Source organism: Arthrobacter sp. THG-b23 (genome assembly GCF_059091265.1).
Genome location: NZ_JBNHGM010000003.1, coordinates 398,488 through 413,672, shown reverse-complemented (window position 1 = coordinate 413,672; position 15,185 = coordinate 398,488). Strand labels below are relative to the sequence as shown.

Sequence of the window (15,185 nt, the reverse complement as noted above, 5' to 3'; positions counted from 1 at the left end):
AGCAAGAAGCCATTGACTGATCTCATCGACACTACCGAGATGTACCTGCGCACTATCCTCGAGCTCGAAGAAGAGAACATCGTTGCGCTGCGCGCCCGGATCGCCGAGCGGCTGCGCCACTCGGGCCCGACGGTTTCGCAGACGATCGGGCGGATGGAGCGGGACGGTCTCGTGGTCGTCACCGGCGACAGGCATCTGGAGCTGACCGAACTGGGCCGGCGCAAAGCGACCGAAGTGATGCGCAAGCACCGGCTGGCCGAGCGGTTACTCTCCGACGTCATCGGACTGGACTGGGCCTACGTTCATGACGAGGCCTGCCGCTGGGAACACGTGATGAGCGAACGGGTCGAGCAGCGGCTCTACGAACTGCTGGGCAGGCCGACGGTTTCGCCGTATGGCAATCCCATCCCCGGATTGGAAGCGCTCGGGGGCCAGCCGGCCGAAGAGTTCACCTCCGGCGTGCTCAATCTCGCGCAGGCCATGGGCAGCTACACGGCCGATAAACAGGTCAGCATCGTCAGGCTGGCGGAGCCCATCCAGGTGGAGCCGGAACTGTTGCTCCAGTTGGAAGAGGGCGGCTTGAAGCCCGGTGCAAGCCTTCAGCTGGAGACTGCCGGCGAGTACATTTCCGTGCGCGTGCCGGGGATCGAAGGGGCCTTGGAACTGCCTCCGGAAGTTGCCGCGCACATCTTTGTATCAATGCGATGAAACTTTGACCCTTGAAAACACGCACCGCGGATAACGGATTTATTACTTTCGGGGTGTTTTACGTATAGTTGACCCGGGTATCGAGACATCGATCCCACACCCTCCGCAAGCCGAGCCCTGTCGGCGGAGGCGTGTATCCGTGAGACAGGGGCGGAGGACCCACCAAGCGGCAGTTTGTTCGCTGCCTTGGGGTGAAGCCGCAGCGGGCAGAGCGTAGGTGAATCGTTCCACCGATGCTCTGTGCGGTGCGGCCGAGTTTTCTCTTGACTCGAATCCGACAGCTAACTTCGCAGGCGCTTTGGAGAGGTAAAGAATTTTGGCAGGACACAAAGCCTCGGGACGGCGCCGTTCATCCGCCCCGGTCGAACACTCACGCCCACGTGCCGCGACACCCGGCCGCCGCCGCGCCCAGCCGGCGCCGTCGTCGGTAGCAGCAGCCGCACGCGACGTCGGGCATAAAACCGCGATCGTCGCAGCCGCGTCCGGGATGGCCCTGACCGTGATGCTCCCGACGACGGCCGGCGCCACCGCCGACGCCCCGCAGGAGGCTCCGGCCGCCAGCAGCATCTCCGCCGCCACCGAAGCGCGCCTGACGTTCGAGCGTGCCGGGCTGACCAGCAAGTTCGACCCGGACACGAAGCTGAAGCAGGTCATGGTCGCTTCCGGCAGCAACGCGCAGGTTGTCAGCAGCGAAGGCTCCCTTTCGCAGCCGATGGACGAGCTGACCATGACGTCGCCGTTCGGCTACCGCGTCAGTCCCATCACGGGCTATGCCGGGGAGTTGCACACCGGCCAGGACTACGGAGCAGCGTGTGGCACTCCGGTCCACGCGGCAGCCGGCGGAACCGTCGTCGAGGCAGGATTCCAGGTGGGCGGCGGCGGCAACCGGATCGTAGTGGACCACGGCAACGGCCTGAAGACCACCTACAACCACCTGAGCACCATCGACACGTCGGTCGGCGCCACCGTACAGCGCGGGGAGATGGTGGGCCAAAGCGGCACGACCGGAGCTTCAACCGGCTGCCACCTTCACTTCGAAGTGATGGTCAACGACAAGCTGGTGGACCCCACCGGGTGGCTGTGACCAAACACGCCGTAACCGGAACGTGACACAGCCCCCAAACTGTTATAAGGTTTCACCCGTGCCAGTCGCCAACAGCCTGGCACCTTCGGGCGGAATGCCGAACTCTGCCGTCGCCCGAAGTTCGTTCGCACCGATTCGCATGGCAGAGGCGGGGGAACCACTTCCCGGACATCGCACGGTGTCCTTGGGGTAAAGCCGATCAGGCCCGGGCCACCAGCCCGCAAGCCGGCCGGCCGGATGAACTCCCATCCGAACCCGACAGCTCACTTCGCAGGCATTTGGGAGAGGTACAGACCGTGTCCAAGAGCATTACTGCGGGCCGCCATCGTGCGACCCCCGTCCGCACGAGCCCGCTTGAGACGATTTCCAAGGCTGTGTCCGCGAATGCGGGAACCATGGGACGTCAGGGTGCCGTGATCGCCGCCGCTACCGGCCTGGTTTTGACCGGTACCATCCCGGCCCAGGCTGTCAGCGCTGACCGAGGGGTCGATGCCCCGGCCCGCGTGCAGGTGGAAGCCGTGCAGGCCTCCGCAGCCGTAAAGCTGACCTTCGAACGTGCCGGGATCACCTCCACCCCCGCGCCGGAGGCAGTTGTCCAGGCCGTCTCGAATGAGATCACCCCCACGACCGGCAACGACGCCGGATCGAACGAAACCAAGGCCGTCAAAAAGGCCGGCGAGGCTGCCGCCAGCGGCGCCGCCGGCGCCATCGTCGCGGCCGCCTACGGCCAGATCGGTGTCGGCCAGGACTGCACCGCCTTGGTCGAAAACGCCCTGCGCGCGGCAGGCTTCGCGGCGGGCGATCTTGCCCCCGCACAGTTCTTTGCCTACGGCACCCAGGTGTCCACGCCGCAGCCGGGCGACATCATTTACTACGCCAACGGCGGTGCCGGTGTGGCCCACGTGGCCATCTACGTCGGCAACGGCCAGGCCATCCACGGCGGCTGGGCCGGCTACAACACCGTCCTGGGCAACGCTTACATCGGCTCCGGCCCGGTCTTCATCCGTCCGGCAGGCTAATTCCTTCCTTCCACGGTCTTCTCGCGGCGCGTCCTTCGGGGCGCGCTGCGGCCGTTAAGCGGCGCCCGCGGAAGACTGAGCGGAGCTCGCGAGACCCCAGCGGCGCCCTTTCGCACAAGTGCCGTCCCCGAACCGCCCGGAGCCGCGAGACCCCACGTGGCACCCTTCGTACCAGCACCATCCCCGAACCGCCCGGGAAGCAGGGTGCCGGGACCTCCGTAATCAAAAAATCACCGCGCCGTGATCAGAATGTGACAATGCGTGATTGATCGTATACGCTCTAACGCGTGCCAGTTGCCAAACGGCTGGGACCTCCGGGTGGATTGCCGAGCTCTGCCACCGTCCGGAGTCCGTTCGCAAAAAACTTCGCGGGCAGAGGCGGGGGAACCAATTCCGGGTTTCGTACAGGAACCCTTGGGGTTAAGTCGCTAGCGCTCTCAGGCTTTGCCGGAGAGGGCTGCGGCCGGATGCACTCCCATCCGAATCCGACAGCTCACCTCGCAGGCATTGGGAGAGGCCTTTAACGTGTTCAATGACACCGCTACGGGGCGCCACCGCGCCGTTTCCGTCCGCACCAACCCGCTGGAGACGATTTCCAAAGCCGTCTCGTCCAATGCCGGATCCATGGGTCGCTCGGCAGCCGTCATCGCTGCCGCGTCCGGACTGGCCCTGACCGCCGCGGTTCCCGCGCAGTCAACCTCCATCGAACGCACCGCATCCACCGTGTCCGTTCCCAGCCGCGTGCAGGTGGACACCGTCCAGGCTTCGAGTGCCGTCGAGCTGACCTTCTCGCGTCCCGCCATCAAGTCCACTCCGGCCCCGGAGCCTGAGCCTGTTGTCGAAGCCGTGGCCGAGGAAGTGGCCCCGGTCGTCGAGGAGGCCGCAGGCGCAGCCCAGGGCGCCGTCCAGGCCGCCGCTCCCGCGGTCGAGGTCAAGGCCGCAGCCGCCGCCCCCGCGGCCAAGGCAGAGCCGGCCAAGGCCGAAGCTTCCGCCAGCGGAGTAGCCTCCACCCTGGTGTCCTCCGCCTACGGCCAGATCGGCATCTCGCAGGACTGCACCGCCATGGTGGAGAAGGCCCTGCGCGCCGCCGGTTTCTCTGTGGGCGACCTCGCCCCCGCGCAGTTCTTTAGCTACGGCACCCAGGTTTCCACCCCGCAGCCGGGCGATCTGCTGTACTACTCCGACGGCGGCGCCGGCGTTGCGCACATCGCCATCTACGTGGGCAACGGCCAGGCCATTCACGGCGGCTGGACCGGCTACACCACCGCACTGGCCAGTGCAGACGTCGGATCCGGCTATGTAGCCATCCGCGTCAACTAGGCAACAGCCTTCCCGGTCCCCAGGACCGCCCCCGGCCCCGGCACACGCCCAGAGCGTGCACCGGGGCCGGCGGCGTTGTTGCGGCGGGTAGGCGCCGCGGCCGGCCGCCTTGGCACCGCAAGACCGGCCGTTCTGGCGCCGCGGGAGCAGCCGCTGGCATCGGGGGACTGGCCGTGCTGGCGCCAACGGTCCGGCTGCCGGACGGCCGCCGCGACCTTCGCCTGACCGCCGGCGGCATCATCCCGACGGCCCACAGGTGGCGAAAAAGTTAGCGCAGAACGCACCCGCCGTCATACTCTTTGACTGTCAGTGCAGAAAATCCAGTCCCGGACCGGGATCTGAAGCACCGGTCGGGTTGGCCAGACCTAGAGGAATGTGCATGCGCACACTCGTTCTGAATGCTGGTTACGAACCCCTGGCGGTTGTCACCTTCCGCCGGGCGCTGCTTCTTGTGCTCACCGGCAAAGCCAGCGTGATTGCCGAAGACGGAGACCCCGTCGTCGGCCCCAACGACATCCTGGGCCGTCCCTCCGTCATCCTGCTCAACCGCTACATTAAGATGCCGTACAACAAGAACACCGCGGTGACGCGCCGCGGTGTCCTGCGCCGCGACAACCACCTCTGCGCCTATTGCGGCAAGACGGCCACCACCGTGGACCACGTCAAGCCCCGGTCGCGCGGGGGAGAAGACAGTTGGGAGAACCTGGTGGCCTGCTGCCTGCGCTGCAACAACGCCAAGGGCGACCGCACGCTGGCCCAAATGGGCTGGAGCCTGCGCTTCACACCCCGGCCGCCCAGCGGCGCCCGCTGGCGGATCCGCGACCTGGACCGTCCGGCCCCGGCCTGGAGCCAGTTCCTCGACACCCATACCGCCGCGTGACGGCTCCGGTTTTCGACGCCGTCGTGCTGGCCGGCGGCCGCTCCTCGCGCTTGGGCGGCAGCCCCAAGGCGCTGCTGCAGCTCGACGGAGCTACCTTGTTGCGCCGCACGCTGGAGGCTGTCCGCGGGGCCCAGCGGATCTCCGTCGTCGGCCCCGATGACCTGTTGGAGGAAGTGGAAGCTTTCCGCCGCACGCTCGTTCCGCAGCCGCTCAGGCTCCGGCTCACCCGGGAAGACCCGCCGTTCTCCGGCCCGGCGGCGGGCATTGCGGCGGGAATCCAGGGGCTGGTACAGGACGACGACGGCGGCGCCTTCCTGGGAACGCGCGAGGACGACGGCGGTGGCTACCGGCGGGTGCAGGAGGACGACGGTGGTGGTTACGGGCGGGTGCGGGAGGACGACGGTGGTGCCTTCCCGCGAACGCGCCAGGACGACGGTGGTGCCTTCCCGGGAACGCGCGAGGACGACGGCGGTGCCTCCGGGCGGCCGCGGGAGGACGACGGCGGTGCCTCCGGGCGGGCGCCGTACACGCTGCTCTTTGCCTGCGACATGCCGATGCTGGCCGGGCTGCCGGAACTGCTGCTGCGCCACGCCGTCCTTCGGCCGGAGGCCAGGCTCTGGATCCCGGTGGACGCCGACGGCAAACAGCAGCCGCTGGCCTGCTGCGCGGACAGCGCAGCGTTGGAGGCGGCGGTGCGGAACGCCGGGGGAGCCGCCGGGCTGGCCGGCCAGCCGGTCAGGCGGCTGCTCGGCGGCCTGCCGGCCGCCGAGATCAGGCTTGAGGGTCTATCAGGGGACCACACCTCCGACGTCGACACCTGGGACGACGCGGGCCGCTTTGGCATTGCCCGGCCCGCGCCGTAGCCTGAAACAAACGTTGTACTTGCCCGCACCGGGCGGATCGGAGGCCATTGTGTCCGGAGCGGCCGAAAAGCTCTCCCCCTATGTCAGCGAACTGCTCCAGGCGCTGGAAATCGAAGACACGCCGGTTGACATCGACGCCGTGCTGGGGCTGGCCGGCGTCGCGGCGCACAGCGTGGTCCGCCCGGCGGCGCCCCTGACCACCTTCGTGGTGGGCTACGCCGCCGGCCTTGCCGCAGCCACCGGACAGGCAACACCCGAGGTGGCCATGCGTGCGGCCTCCCGCGTGGCCGACGAAGTGGCGCGCCGGCACGGCGCAGTGCAGGAGTGAGCGGCTCCGGCCTTCGCTGGGACGATGCCCGGAGCGCCGCCTACACAGCCGGCCGGCAAGCGTGGCGGCCGGACGCCGCAGACGTAGAGTTGGCCGCCTGCGCGGGACGCACGCTGGCCCGCGACGTGGCGGCCCTGGTGCCGGTCCCGCACTACGCGTCCTCCGCCATGGACGGCTGGGCGATTGCCGGCACCGGGCCCTGGCGGTTGGTCCCGAGCGGCAGCGCCTTGCGGCCCGGGCTGGCCGCCCCGGTCGTCACCGGAGGGCTGATCCCCGACGGCACGGACAGCGTGCTGCGCAGCGAATGCGGGACCGCGGCGACGGACCGGCTGGAGCCGTGCGCGGGCACGGACGGGCGGGAACTGGCGCCCGGGCGGCACATCCGTCCGGCCGGCGAGGAGACCGCCGCCGGCGCCGTCGTGGTCTCCGCCGGCACCGTGCTGACCCCTGCGCATCTGGCCGTCGCGGCGGTGTGCGGCCACGATAGGCTCCCCGTCGCGCCCGTGCCGCAGGTAGCCCTGCTGCTTACGGGCGACGAGGTCGTCACCTCCGGCATCCCCGCACCGGGCCGGGTCCGGGACACGTTCGGCCCCACGCTGCCGGCCATCCTCGCCCGGCTCGGCGGCCGGGTCACGGACAGCCGGCGGCTGCCCGACGACTTCGCGGTCACCGAGGAAGCCATCGCCGGGTGCGGCGGCGACGTCGTGGTCACCACCGGCGGAACCGGCCACTCCTCCGCCGACCACCTGCGCCGGGTGCTGGACGCGGACGGCGCGACGATCCTCGTCCCGTCCATCCGGATGCGCCCGGGGCATCCGGCACTGCTGGCCCGGCTGGCCGACGGGCGGCTGCTGGTGGGCCTGCCGGGCAATCCGCTGGCCGCCATGATGGCGCTGCTGACCCTGGCGGCTCCGCTGCTGGCGGGCATGACCGGCCGGCCGCTGGCCCCGCTGCGCACCGTGCCCGCCGGAACTGCGATGCCACCGCTGCACGACCAGGACCGGCTGGTGCCCTACGGCCTGTCACCGGACGGGGGTGCCGTCCCCGCGGACCGCATCGGTTCGGCCATGATGCGCGGACTGGCAGCCGCGGATGGGGTGATGGTGGTGCCGGCCGCCGGCGCCGAGCCCGGCGAGCAGCTGCCGGCCCTCGACCTGCCCTGGTAATGGGTGGCTTACCCTTGTTACAAGGCAGTAGAGGAGAACTTCATGGGCCGCTTGACGCAGCGCCGCAAGGTGCTCAAACTCAGTCTCGATGCGCCGGCGCGCCGCCGCGAGGACGTGATGGCGGTGGAAGAGCCGCTGGAAGTCCGGCTGGCCGGCCGCGCGTTCTCCATCACCATGCGCACCCCGGGCGACGACTTCGACCTGGTGGCCGGCTTCCTGGTCTCCGAGGGCATCGTCTGGTCGCCCGAACACCTCGTCTCGATGCGCTTCTGCGCGGGCGAGGACGAGGACGGCCGGCAGACCTTCAACGTGGTGGAGGCCCAGTTGGCGCCCGGGGTGGCGCTGCCGGATCCGCGGCTGGACCGGCAGGTGGTCACCAGCAGCGCGTGCGGCATCTGTGGCACCGCCTCGATTGACGCCGTGACCAAGCGCTCCCGTTTTCCGCTGCATAACGACGACGGCGGAGCCTCCCCGGGCCCGGACGGCGCCGGCGGTGGCGGGGAAGTGCCGCTGGACATCCTGCTGCAGTTGCCGGACCGGCTGCGCGAACAGCAGCAGGTGTTCGAGCGTACCGGTGGCGTCCACGCCGCCGGCCTGTTCAGCGTCGAGGGCGAACTGCTCTGCCTGCGGGAAGACGTGGGCCGCCACAACGCGGTGGACAAGGTCGTGGGGTGGGCGCTGCGCGAGGGGCGGCTGCCGCTGCGGAACACGGTGCTGCAGGTCTCCGGGCGGGCCTCGTTCGAACTCGTCCAGAAGGCCTATCTCGCGGGTATCCCCGTCCTGTCGGCCGTGAGCGCGCCGTCCTCTCTCGCCGTCGAACTGGCGGAAGAGGTGGGGCTGACGCTGGCCGGTTTCAGCCGCGGACGCAGCATTAACGTGTATGCGCACCCCGGGCGGGTTGGCGCCGCCGTCGGACATTTCGTGTAAGACTCGCCGAGCGTGTCGGAGAACCGGTGTGAGCCGGGATACATTAGGGGCATGACTCGTCCCGGACCCGTGAATGACATTGATGAAAGCACCCTGAAGGTCAAGGAACCGAAGAAGGCCGCCGCCGGTCTTTCGGCTGTGAAGGTTGCGCTGGAGCGCGGCATTGAGCAGGCCGGCGTCGTCCGCACCGCCCGGTCGCTGCTCAGGATCAACCATCGTGGCGGCTTCGACTGCCCGGGCTGCGCGTGGCCGGAGTCCATCACGGGTCCGCGCAAGCCGGCCGAGTTCTGCGAAAACGGCGCCAAGGCCGTGGCCGAGGAGAACACCAAGCGCACCGTCACCCCCGAGTTCTGGGCGCGCCACTCCATCGAAGAGCTCTCCACGAAGACCGAATACTGGCTGGGCCAGCAGGGCCGGATCACCGAACCGGTCATCATCCGCGAGGGCGAGACGCACTACTCGCCGATCTCGTGGGCGGACGCGTTCAGCCTGATCGGCGAACGCATCAGGGCCACGACGCCGGACCGCTGCGTGTTCTACACCTCGGGCCGGACCGCTAACGAGACCGCGTTCATGTACCAGCTCTTCGCGCGCTCGCTGGGCACCAACAACCTGCCGGACTGCTCCAACATGTGCCACGAGTCCTCCGGCAGCGCGCTGAATCCGACGATCGGCATCGGCAAGGGCACCGTGTCGCTGGAGGACATCCACCACTCGGAGCTGATCTTCGTGGTGGGACAGAACCCCGGGACCAACCACCCGCGCATGCTCTCGGCGCTCAAGGAGTGCAAGGACAACGGCGGCACCATCGTGGCGGTGAATCCGCTGCCCGAAACCGGGCTCATGGCGTTCAAGGACCCGCAGTCGGTGGACGGGCTGCTGCGCGGCGGCACCGCGTTGGCCGACGAGTTCCTGCAGATCAAGGTCGGCGGCGACCTCGCCCTGTTCCAGGCGCTGGGACACCTGCTGCTGGAAGAAGAAGACCGTGCCCCGGGCACCGTGGTCGACAAGGCTTTCATCGCGGCGAATACCGAAGGGTTCGAGGAGTACGTCGAAGCACGCCGGCACATCGACTGGGCCGAAACCGAGAAGGCGACCGGGTTGTCCCGGCTGGACATCGCCAAGGTGGCTGGGCTGCTGGCCAAGTCCAAGGCGACCATCATTTGCTGGGCGCTGGGCCTGACCCAGCAGCCGCATTCGGTGGACACCCTGCGCGAGATCATTAACCTGCTGCTGCTCCAGGGCAACTTCGGCAAGCCCGGCGCGGGCGCCTGCCCGGTCCGCGGCCACTCCAACGTCCAGGGCGACCGCACCATGGGCATCTGGGAAAAGCCGAAGGAATGGCTGCTGGCCGCGCTGGACAAGGAATTCGGCATCACCTCGCCCCGGGAGCACGGCGTCGACTCCACCGAGGCGCTCGACGCCTTCGCCGACGGCAAGGTGGATGTCTTCGTCTCCATGGGCGGCAACTTCGCGCTGGCGAACTCGGAGACCGAGGCGCTGGAAGAAGGCATGAAGAAGGCCGGCCTGACGGTGCACGTGTCGACCAAGCCCAACCGCTCGCACGTGGTGCACGGCAAGACCTCGCTGATCCTGCCGACGCTGGGCCGCACCGACCGGGACGACAAGCACCCCAAGGGCGCGCAGTTCCTCTCCGTGGAAGACTCCATGTCCGTCGTCCGCTCCACCCAGGGCAGGCTGGAACCGGTCAGCGAGCACCTGCTGGCCGAACCGGTGATCATCGCCAGGATGGCCCAGGCCACCTTCGGGGACGACCACCCGGTGGACTGGCGGGCGATGGCCGAGGACTACGACGTGATCCGAGACCACATTTCCCGGGTGCTGCCCGGGTTCGAGGACTTCAACACGCGGATCCGGAACAAGAGCGGCTTCGTGCTGCCCAACCCGCCGCGCGACACCCGGTCCTTCGCCACCGACATCGGCAAGGCAAGGTTCACGGTCAGCCCGCTGGAGTACCTCGAGGCGCCCGAGGGACACCTGATCCTGCAGACCATGCGCAGCCACGACCAGTACAACACCACGTTCTACGGCTTGGATGACCGCTATCGGGGCATCTCCAACGGGCGCCGGGTCATCCTGGTGCATCCGGACGACCTGGCCGAACTGGGGTTCGCCGACCGCGACGTGGTGGACGTGATCAGTACGTTCAAGGGCAACGAACGCCGGGCGGACGAGTTCCGCCTGGTGTCCTACCCGACGGCGCGCGGCTGTGCGGCCGCCTACTTCCCGGAGGCCAACGCGCTGGTCCACCGGGACCTCGTGGCCCGGGAGTCCAACACCCCCGGGTTCAAGGCGATGACGGTCCGCTTCGTCCCGCACGAGGAGAAGCAGCTCAGCTGACGCCAGCCATCCAGGACAGCTTCCGGCCGCATGGCCGACGGCAGGAACACCAGGGCGCTCGGAATGGTTCTAGGGTTGCAGTAGCACCATCAGCCGTTAGGAGCCATCATGTCCATGGAAGGGGCAGCCTGGAGTTCGCTGTACCGGCTTTCGCACTCGAAGGACCAGAAGTCCTTCTCGCGGGAGACTGTCCGCCGGACCTTTGCGTTCGCCGCGCCCTACAAGGGCAAGATCGTGGTCTTTGTGCTGCTCTCCGTGGTGACCGCCACGTTGGCCGTTGCCACGCCGGTGCTCGCCGGCCAGGTGGTGGACGCGATCGTGGCCAGGACCGGCGTCGAGGTAGTGGCCTGGCTGGCCGTGGTCATCGCCCTGGTGGCCATCGCCGACGCCGGACTCAGCATGGTGACCCGGTGGATCTCCTCCGGGCTGGGCGAGGACATCATCCTGGACCTGCGCACCGCGGTGTTCGACCACGTCCAGAAGATGCCGATCGCGTTCTTCATGCGCACCCGCACGGGCGCGCTGGTCAGCCGGCTGAACAACGACGTGATCGGTGCGCAGCGGGCCTTCGCGGGAACGCTCTCCGGTGTGGTGAGCAACCTCGTGGCGCTGATCCTGACGCTGATCGTCATGCTGAACACCTCCTGGCAAGTCACCCTGCTGGCGCTGTTGTTGCTGCCGGTGTTCCTGCTGCCGGCCCGCCGGATGGGCAGCAGGCTCGCGGAACTGCGCCGCGAGACCGCCAACCACAACGCCGCCATGAGCACGCAGATGACCGAACGGTTCTCCGCGCCCGGGGCCACGCTGGTCAAGCTGTTCGGCCGGCCCGCCGACGAATCCCGCGAGTTCAAGCTCCGGGCCCAGCGGGTGCGCGACATCGGCATCAGGACCGCGGTCATGCAGTGGGTGTTCGTCACGGCGCTCACCCTGGTTTCCGCGCTGGCCCTGGCCCTGGTCTACGGGCTCGGCGGCTTCTACGCGATCATCGGCCAACTGGATCCGGGCGACGTGGTGACGCTGGCGCTCCTGCTCACCCGCCTGTATGCGCCGCTGACGGCCCTGGCGAACGCCCGGGTGGAGATCTCCAGTGCGCTGGTCAGCTTCGAGCGCGTCTTCGAAGTGCTGGACCTGAAGCCCCTGATTACGGAAAAGGACGACGCCGGTGCCGTGCCGCCGGGCCCGGTCTCCGTCGAGTTCAAGGACGTACGGTTCGCCTACCCGTCCGCCGAGAAGGTGTCGCTGGCCTCGCTGGAGGAGGTAGCGACCCTCGACGCCCGCGGCGGCGAGGAGGTGCTGCACGGGATCAGCTTCCGGGTGGAACCGGGCCAGACGGTGGCGCTGGTGGGGTCCTCAGGCGCCGGAAAGTCCACCATGGCCCAGTTGTTGGCCCGCCTGTACGACGTGGACTCCGGTTCCGTTGAGCTTTCGGGCACCGATGTCCGCGACCTGAGCTTCGAGGCGCTGCGCGGAACAATCGGCATGGTGACTCAGGACGGGCACCTGTTCCACGAAACCATCCGGTCCAACCTGCTGCTGGCCCGGCCGGAGGCGAGCGACGACGAGATCTGGGACGTGCTCCGCCGTGCCCGGCTGGAGGACCTGATCCGGTCCCTGCCGGATGGCCTGGAGACCATGGTGGGGGAGCGCGGCTACCGGCTCTCCGGCGGCGAACGGCAGCGGATGACCATCGCCCGCTTGCTGCTGGGCCATCCCCGGGTGGTCATCCTGGACGAGGCGACAGCCGCGCTGGACTCCACCAACGAAGCGGCCGTGCAGGCGGCGCTCACCGAGGCACTCGAGGGGCGCACCGCCGTCGTTATTGCCCACCGGCTATCCACCGTGCGCTCTGCTGACCGGATCCTGGTGATTGAGGGCGGCCGGATTGTGGAGCAGGGCACGCACGCCCAGCTGCTGGCCTTGGAGGGGCGCTACGCCGAGCTGTACCGGACCCAGTTCCTCAGCGATACCCGGGTGGCAGGTTTGGCCTGAGGGCGGCTGTCCGGATTGCACGAGAAAGGCAGCCGCGCCGCCAGTGTGGTGCGCCCGCTCAATGGCTAGAGTTGCTCTGGGTCCCACACGTCGAATGAGTGGAAAGCGGGTGCGATGCAGCGCGGAACCAACCTTGGCCGCCTCGGCGGCTATAACCAGGCCGTGATCCTTAACGCCATCCGCCGTGCCCGCGAGGGAATCGCCCGGGTGGAACTGGTGGAGAGCACCGGGCTCTCCCCGCAAACGATCTCCAATGTGGTGCGCCGGCTGGTGGACGAAGGCCTGGTGCGCGAAGACCGCAAGACCGTCAGCGGGCCCGGCAAGCCGCGCACCGTGCTGCAGTTGGAGGTTTCCAGCCGGCTGGCCATCGGCATCCACCTCGACCCGGTGGTCATGACCCTGGTCATGCTGAACCTCGACGGCGAGGTGGTGGCACGTGCCCGGCACGACGTTCCCACAGCCGGGGAACCGGACGGCATAGCCGCTGCCATGGCCGCCGCAACCGAGGCACTCATCGCCGCCTCCGGCATTAAGCGCAACCGCATCCTGGGCATCGGGCTGGCCGCACCCGGGCCGATCGACGCGGCCGAAGGGACGGTGGTGGATCCGCCGATGATGCGCGAGTGGACGTCGGTGCCGTTGCGCGAACCGCTGCGTGACCTGACGGGCCTGCCGGTGCTGATGGACAAGGACACGACAACCGCGGCGGTGGCGGAACTGTGGGCCAGCGGACGGCGGGAGCCCGAGAACTTCGTGTTCGTTTACCTGGGCACGGGCCTGGGCGCCGGCGTGGTGCTCGAAGGCCAGGTGCTGCGCGGCGCCTCCAGCAACATCGGCGAGATCGGCCATTTCCCGGTGGAGGAGGAGGTCCCGCCGTGCGACTGCGGAAAGCGTACCTGCGTGGGCATGGCGCTGAACTTCGGCACGCTGTTCCAACAGGCGGTGGAGGCCGGGCTGTTCCCGGCCGAGGCCGATCTGGGGGACCGGCACCAGGCCACGGAAAGGATCGTCGCCCTCTGCCGCATGGCCAGCGAAGGAGAGCCGGCGGCCGCGGCCATCATCGCCCGGGCGGCCCGGTTGCTGGGCGGAACCGTCGCGCAGGTGGCCAATATCCTGGACGTGAACCGCGTCATCTTTGGCGGCCCGCTGTGGGACGGCTTGGACGAACTGGCGCTGCCTATCCTGCGCGAGGAGATCAACAAGCGGTTCGTCTCGCGGGCGATCCACGGGGTCGACGTGGTGTCCTCCTCGCTGGGATTCGAGGTGGGGGCCGTCGGCGGCGCCTGTCTGGTGCTCGACGACGCCCTCTCACCCAAGGCCAGCGGGCTGCTCCTGGGCAACTAGCCGGGACGCTGGCCGCGCTTCACCCGGCGACGCCGCGTCAATAGACGCGCCCTCACGCCATAACCGGTCCCAAGAGTTGCTTTATTAAATCCAATCGATTTAGATATATGGTGACGGCAGTGCCTGGGGTGCGCACACTCTGGGAAAGGAACGGTCCCTACAGTGTTTGCGTGCTTCAGGGGAACGGCGCGGCCGTCGGCCAACAAAGCGGCGGGAAGATGCTGCTGGCTCCGGCGAACGGGAAGAACCGGAACCAGCGGTCCCAGCTGACAGGGATTCCTGGCCGCTTCGGTGGAAGGCACTACAGCCGGCTACCGTCTGTGCTTCCGTGGGGGGTTGCACAGGCGGCGGTCGGCTGCCCCGTTTAACGGCCGCTGGCGGTCGCCCGGCATGCGGCCTTCAAGGCCGCCCGGCATTTCGCCGACGGGCCCGGCAGGAAGTGCCCCCGGGCAGATTCGAACTGCCGACACCCGCTTTAGGAGAGCGGTGCTCTATCCCCTGAGCTACGGGGGCAACGCCAAAAGCTTAGCTTAAGTGGCGCTGCCGGCTGGCGCGGCGGCCGAGCCGCCGGCCGGTTTGGGTTTACGCGTGAAGACCGCGACGACGGCGGCGACCAGGCTCAGCCCAAACAGGATGGACTTGGCGACAGTGAGGAAGCTCGCCAGCGACGCGTCGCCCACCGGGTCCGTGGCCAGCATGGCGTCGATGGCGTTGTTTTCGCCCAGGTCCGCTGCCACATAAAGCACGACGACGGCCCATGCGAGCCAGCGCCAGCTGCGCCGGCGGATCTGCTGCCCCAGCAGGATCAACCAGGTGAAGCCGAACAGCAAGGGGAAGATGGTGTCTGCGGTCTTGTGCCAGTAGTTGTATTGCCCGGCGCCGTCTTCGCCGAACGCGGTGCGCACCTGCTGGACGTACTCGGTGGAATATCCGCCGATGAGCGTGTCCGGCATGGCCAGCCCTCCGGTCAGCTGGGAGAACTGCGGCATCACCAGCAGGAACGAGTAGCCGAACAGCAGGGCCGAGACCGCGGCTCCGGCGATCACGATCAGGTTCGCGTTGCCGGCAGCGCGCTGGGGAGACCGGGAGCTGCCGGGAACGGCAGGCTTCAACGCGGCGCCGCCCGGGACCGGGGCCGCCGCCGCACCGTGTTTCTTCGCGCGCTGTGCTGGGGTTTTGGACATGCACCCATTATG

13 protein-coding genes, 1 tRNA gene and 3 riboswitches are annotated in these 15,185 nt (G+C 68.5%); of the genes, 12 read left to right on the top strand and 2 right to left on the bottom strand.

The window, feature by feature from the left end:
* Positions 1 to 12: 12 nt before the first annotated feature.
* The 12 genes from AC5RVD_RS08735 to AC5RVD_RS08680 all read left to right on the top strand — a co-directional run bounded on the left by AC5RVD_RS08735 (position 13) and on the right by AC5RVD_RS08680 (position 13,989).
* The gene (locus tag AC5RVD_RS08735) at positions 13 to 708 is read left to right on the top strand and encodes an iron-dependent transcriptional repressor DtxR (protein ID WP_494112911.1); all 696 of its coding nucleotides are present in this window, start codon (positions 13 to 15) and stop codon (positions 706 to 708) included.
* A gap of 98 nt (positions 709 to 806) precedes the next feature.
* A riboswitch (cyclic di-AMP (ydaO/yuaA leader) is annotated at positions 807 to 1,019 on the top strand.
* A 5-nt stretch (positions 1,020 to 1,024) separates the two neighbouring features.
* On the top strand, positions 1,025 to 1,792 hold the full coding sequence (locus tag AC5RVD_RS08730; protein WP_494126702.1) for a M23 family metallopeptidase: 768 nt from the start codon (positions 1,025 to 1,027) through the stop codon (positions 1,790 to 1,792).
* 118 nt (positions 1,793 to 1,910) lie between these two features.
* A riboswitch (cyclic di-AMP (ydaO/yuaA leader) is annotated at positions 1,911 to 2,084 on the top strand.
* 103 nt (positions 2,085 to 2,187) lie between these two features.
* Positions 2,188 to 2,811, top strand: coding sequence for an NlpC/P60 family protein (locus AC5RVD_RS08725; RefSeq protein WP_494126701.1), 624 nt, complete (start codon positions 2,188 to 2,190; stop codon positions 2,809 to 2,811).
* Positions 2,812 to 3,163: 352 nt separating this feature from the next.
* Positions 3,164 to 3,332: riboswitch (cyclic di-AMP (ydaO/yuaA leader) on the top strand.
* 4 nt (positions 3,333 to 3,336) lie between these two features.
* Positions 3,337 to 4,131 carry an NlpC/P60 family protein gene (locus tag AC5RVD_RS08720; protein WP_494112914.1) on the top strand — a complete coding sequence of 265 codons (795 nt, stop codon included), beginning with the start codon at positions 3,337 to 3,339 and terminating at the stop codon, positions 4,129 to 4,131.
* A 379-nt stretch (positions 4,132 to 4,510) separates the two neighbouring features.
* Complete coding sequence (locus tag AC5RVD_RS08715) at positions 4,511 to 5,011, top strand: HNH endonuclease (protein WP_493987626.1); 501 nt, start codon at positions 4,511 to 4,513, stop codon at positions 5,009 to 5,011.
* A complete protein-coding gene (gene mobA, locus AC5RVD_RS08710) occupies positions 5,008 to 5,874 on the top strand; it encodes a molybdenum cofactor guanylyltransferase (RefSeq protein WP_494126700.1) in 867 nt (288 codons plus the stop codon). Before AC5RVD_RS08715 ends, mobA begins: the two co-directional genes overlap by 4 nt.
* A 49-nt stretch (positions 5,875 to 5,923) precedes the next feature.
* Positions 5,924 to 6,202, top strand: coding sequence for a DUF6457 domain-containing protein (locus tag AC5RVD_RS08705; RefSeq protein WP_493987628.1), 279 nt, complete (start codon positions 5,924 to 5,926; stop codon positions 6,200 to 6,202).
* Positions 6,199 to 7,368: a molybdopterin molybdotransferase MoeA gene (locus AC5RVD_RS08700; protein ID WP_494126699.1), complete on the top strand. Its 1,170-nt coding sequence runs from the start codon at positions 6,199 to 6,201 to the stop codon at positions 7,366 to 7,368. Before AC5RVD_RS08705 ends, AC5RVD_RS08700 begins: the two co-directional genes overlap by 4 nt.
* A gap of 42 nt (positions 7,369 to 7,410) precedes the next feature.
* Positions 7,411 to 8,295 (top strand): formate dehydrogenase accessory sulfurtransferase FdhD, encoded by an 885-nt coding sequence (gene fdhD, locus AC5RVD_RS08695; RefSeq protein WP_494126698.1) that lies wholly within the window; start codon positions 7,411 to 7,413, stop codon positions 8,293 to 8,295.
* 51 nt (positions 8,296 to 8,346) lie between these two features.
* Positions 8,347 to 10,656: an FdhF/YdeP family oxidoreductase gene (locus AC5RVD_RS08690; protein ID WP_494112918.1), complete on the top strand. Its 2,310-nt coding sequence runs from the start codon at positions 8,347 to 8,349 to the stop codon at positions 10,654 to 10,656.
* 108 nt (positions 10,657 to 10,764) lie between these two features.
* Entirely contained in the window at positions 10,765 to 12,645 is a 1,881-nt protein-coding gene (locus AC5RVD_RS08685; protein ID WP_494112919.1) for an ABC transporter ATP-binding protein, read from the top strand.
* A 114-nt stretch (positions 12,646 to 12,759) separates the two neighbouring features.
* Positions 12,760 to 13,989, top strand: coding sequence for an ROK family transcriptional regulator (locus AC5RVD_RS08680; protein WP_494112920.1), 1,230 nt, complete (start codon positions 12,760 to 12,762; stop codon positions 13,987 to 13,989).
* Between the two features lie 440 nt (positions 13,990 to 14,429).
* On the opposite strand, the gene AC5RVD_RS08675 is transcribed toward AC5RVD_RS08680, so the two are convergent.
* Positions 14,430 to 14,502 (bottom strand) — tRNA-Arg (locus tag AC5RVD_RS08675).
* Positions 14,503 to 14,519: 17 nt separating this feature from the next.
* Positions 14,520 to 15,173: a hypothetical protein gene (locus AC5RVD_RS08670; protein WP_494126697.1), complete on the bottom strand. Its 654-nt coding sequence runs from the start codon at positions 15,171 to 15,173 to the stop codon at positions 14,520 to 14,522.
* Positions 15,174 to 15,185: the final 12 nt, after the last annotated feature.

Bases quoted from the DNA above. Each gene is read 5' to 3' on its own strand.
- AC5RVD_RS08725 (WP_494126701.1), top strand. From the start codon at position 2,188: ATGGGACGTCAGGGTGCCGTGATCGCCGCCGCTACCGGCCTGGTTTTG.
- AC5RVD_RS08715 (WP_493987626.1), top strand. From the start codon at position 4,511: ATGCGCACACTCGTTCTGAATGCTGGTTACGAACCCCTGGCGGTTGTC.
- fdhD (WP_494126698.1), top strand. From the start codon at position 7,411: ATGGGCCGCTTGACGCAGCGCCGCAAGGTGCTCAAACTCAGTCTCGAT.
- AC5RVD_RS08690 (WP_494112918.1), top strand. From the start codon at position 8,347: ATGACTCGTCCCGGACCCGTGAATGACATTGATGAAAGCACCCTGAAG.
- AC5RVD_RS08685 (WP_494112919.1), top strand. From the start codon at position 10,765: ATGTCCATGGAAGGGGCAGCCTGGAGTTCGCTGTACCGGCTTTCGCAC.
- AC5RVD_RS08680 (WP_494112920.1), top strand. From the start codon at position 12,760: ATGCAGCGCGGAACCAACCTTGGCCGCCTCGGCGGCTATAACCAGGCC.
- AC5RVD_RS08670 (WP_494126697.1), bottom strand. From the start codon at position 15,173: ATGTCCAAAACCCCAGCACAGCGCGCGAAGAAACACGGTGCGGCGGCG.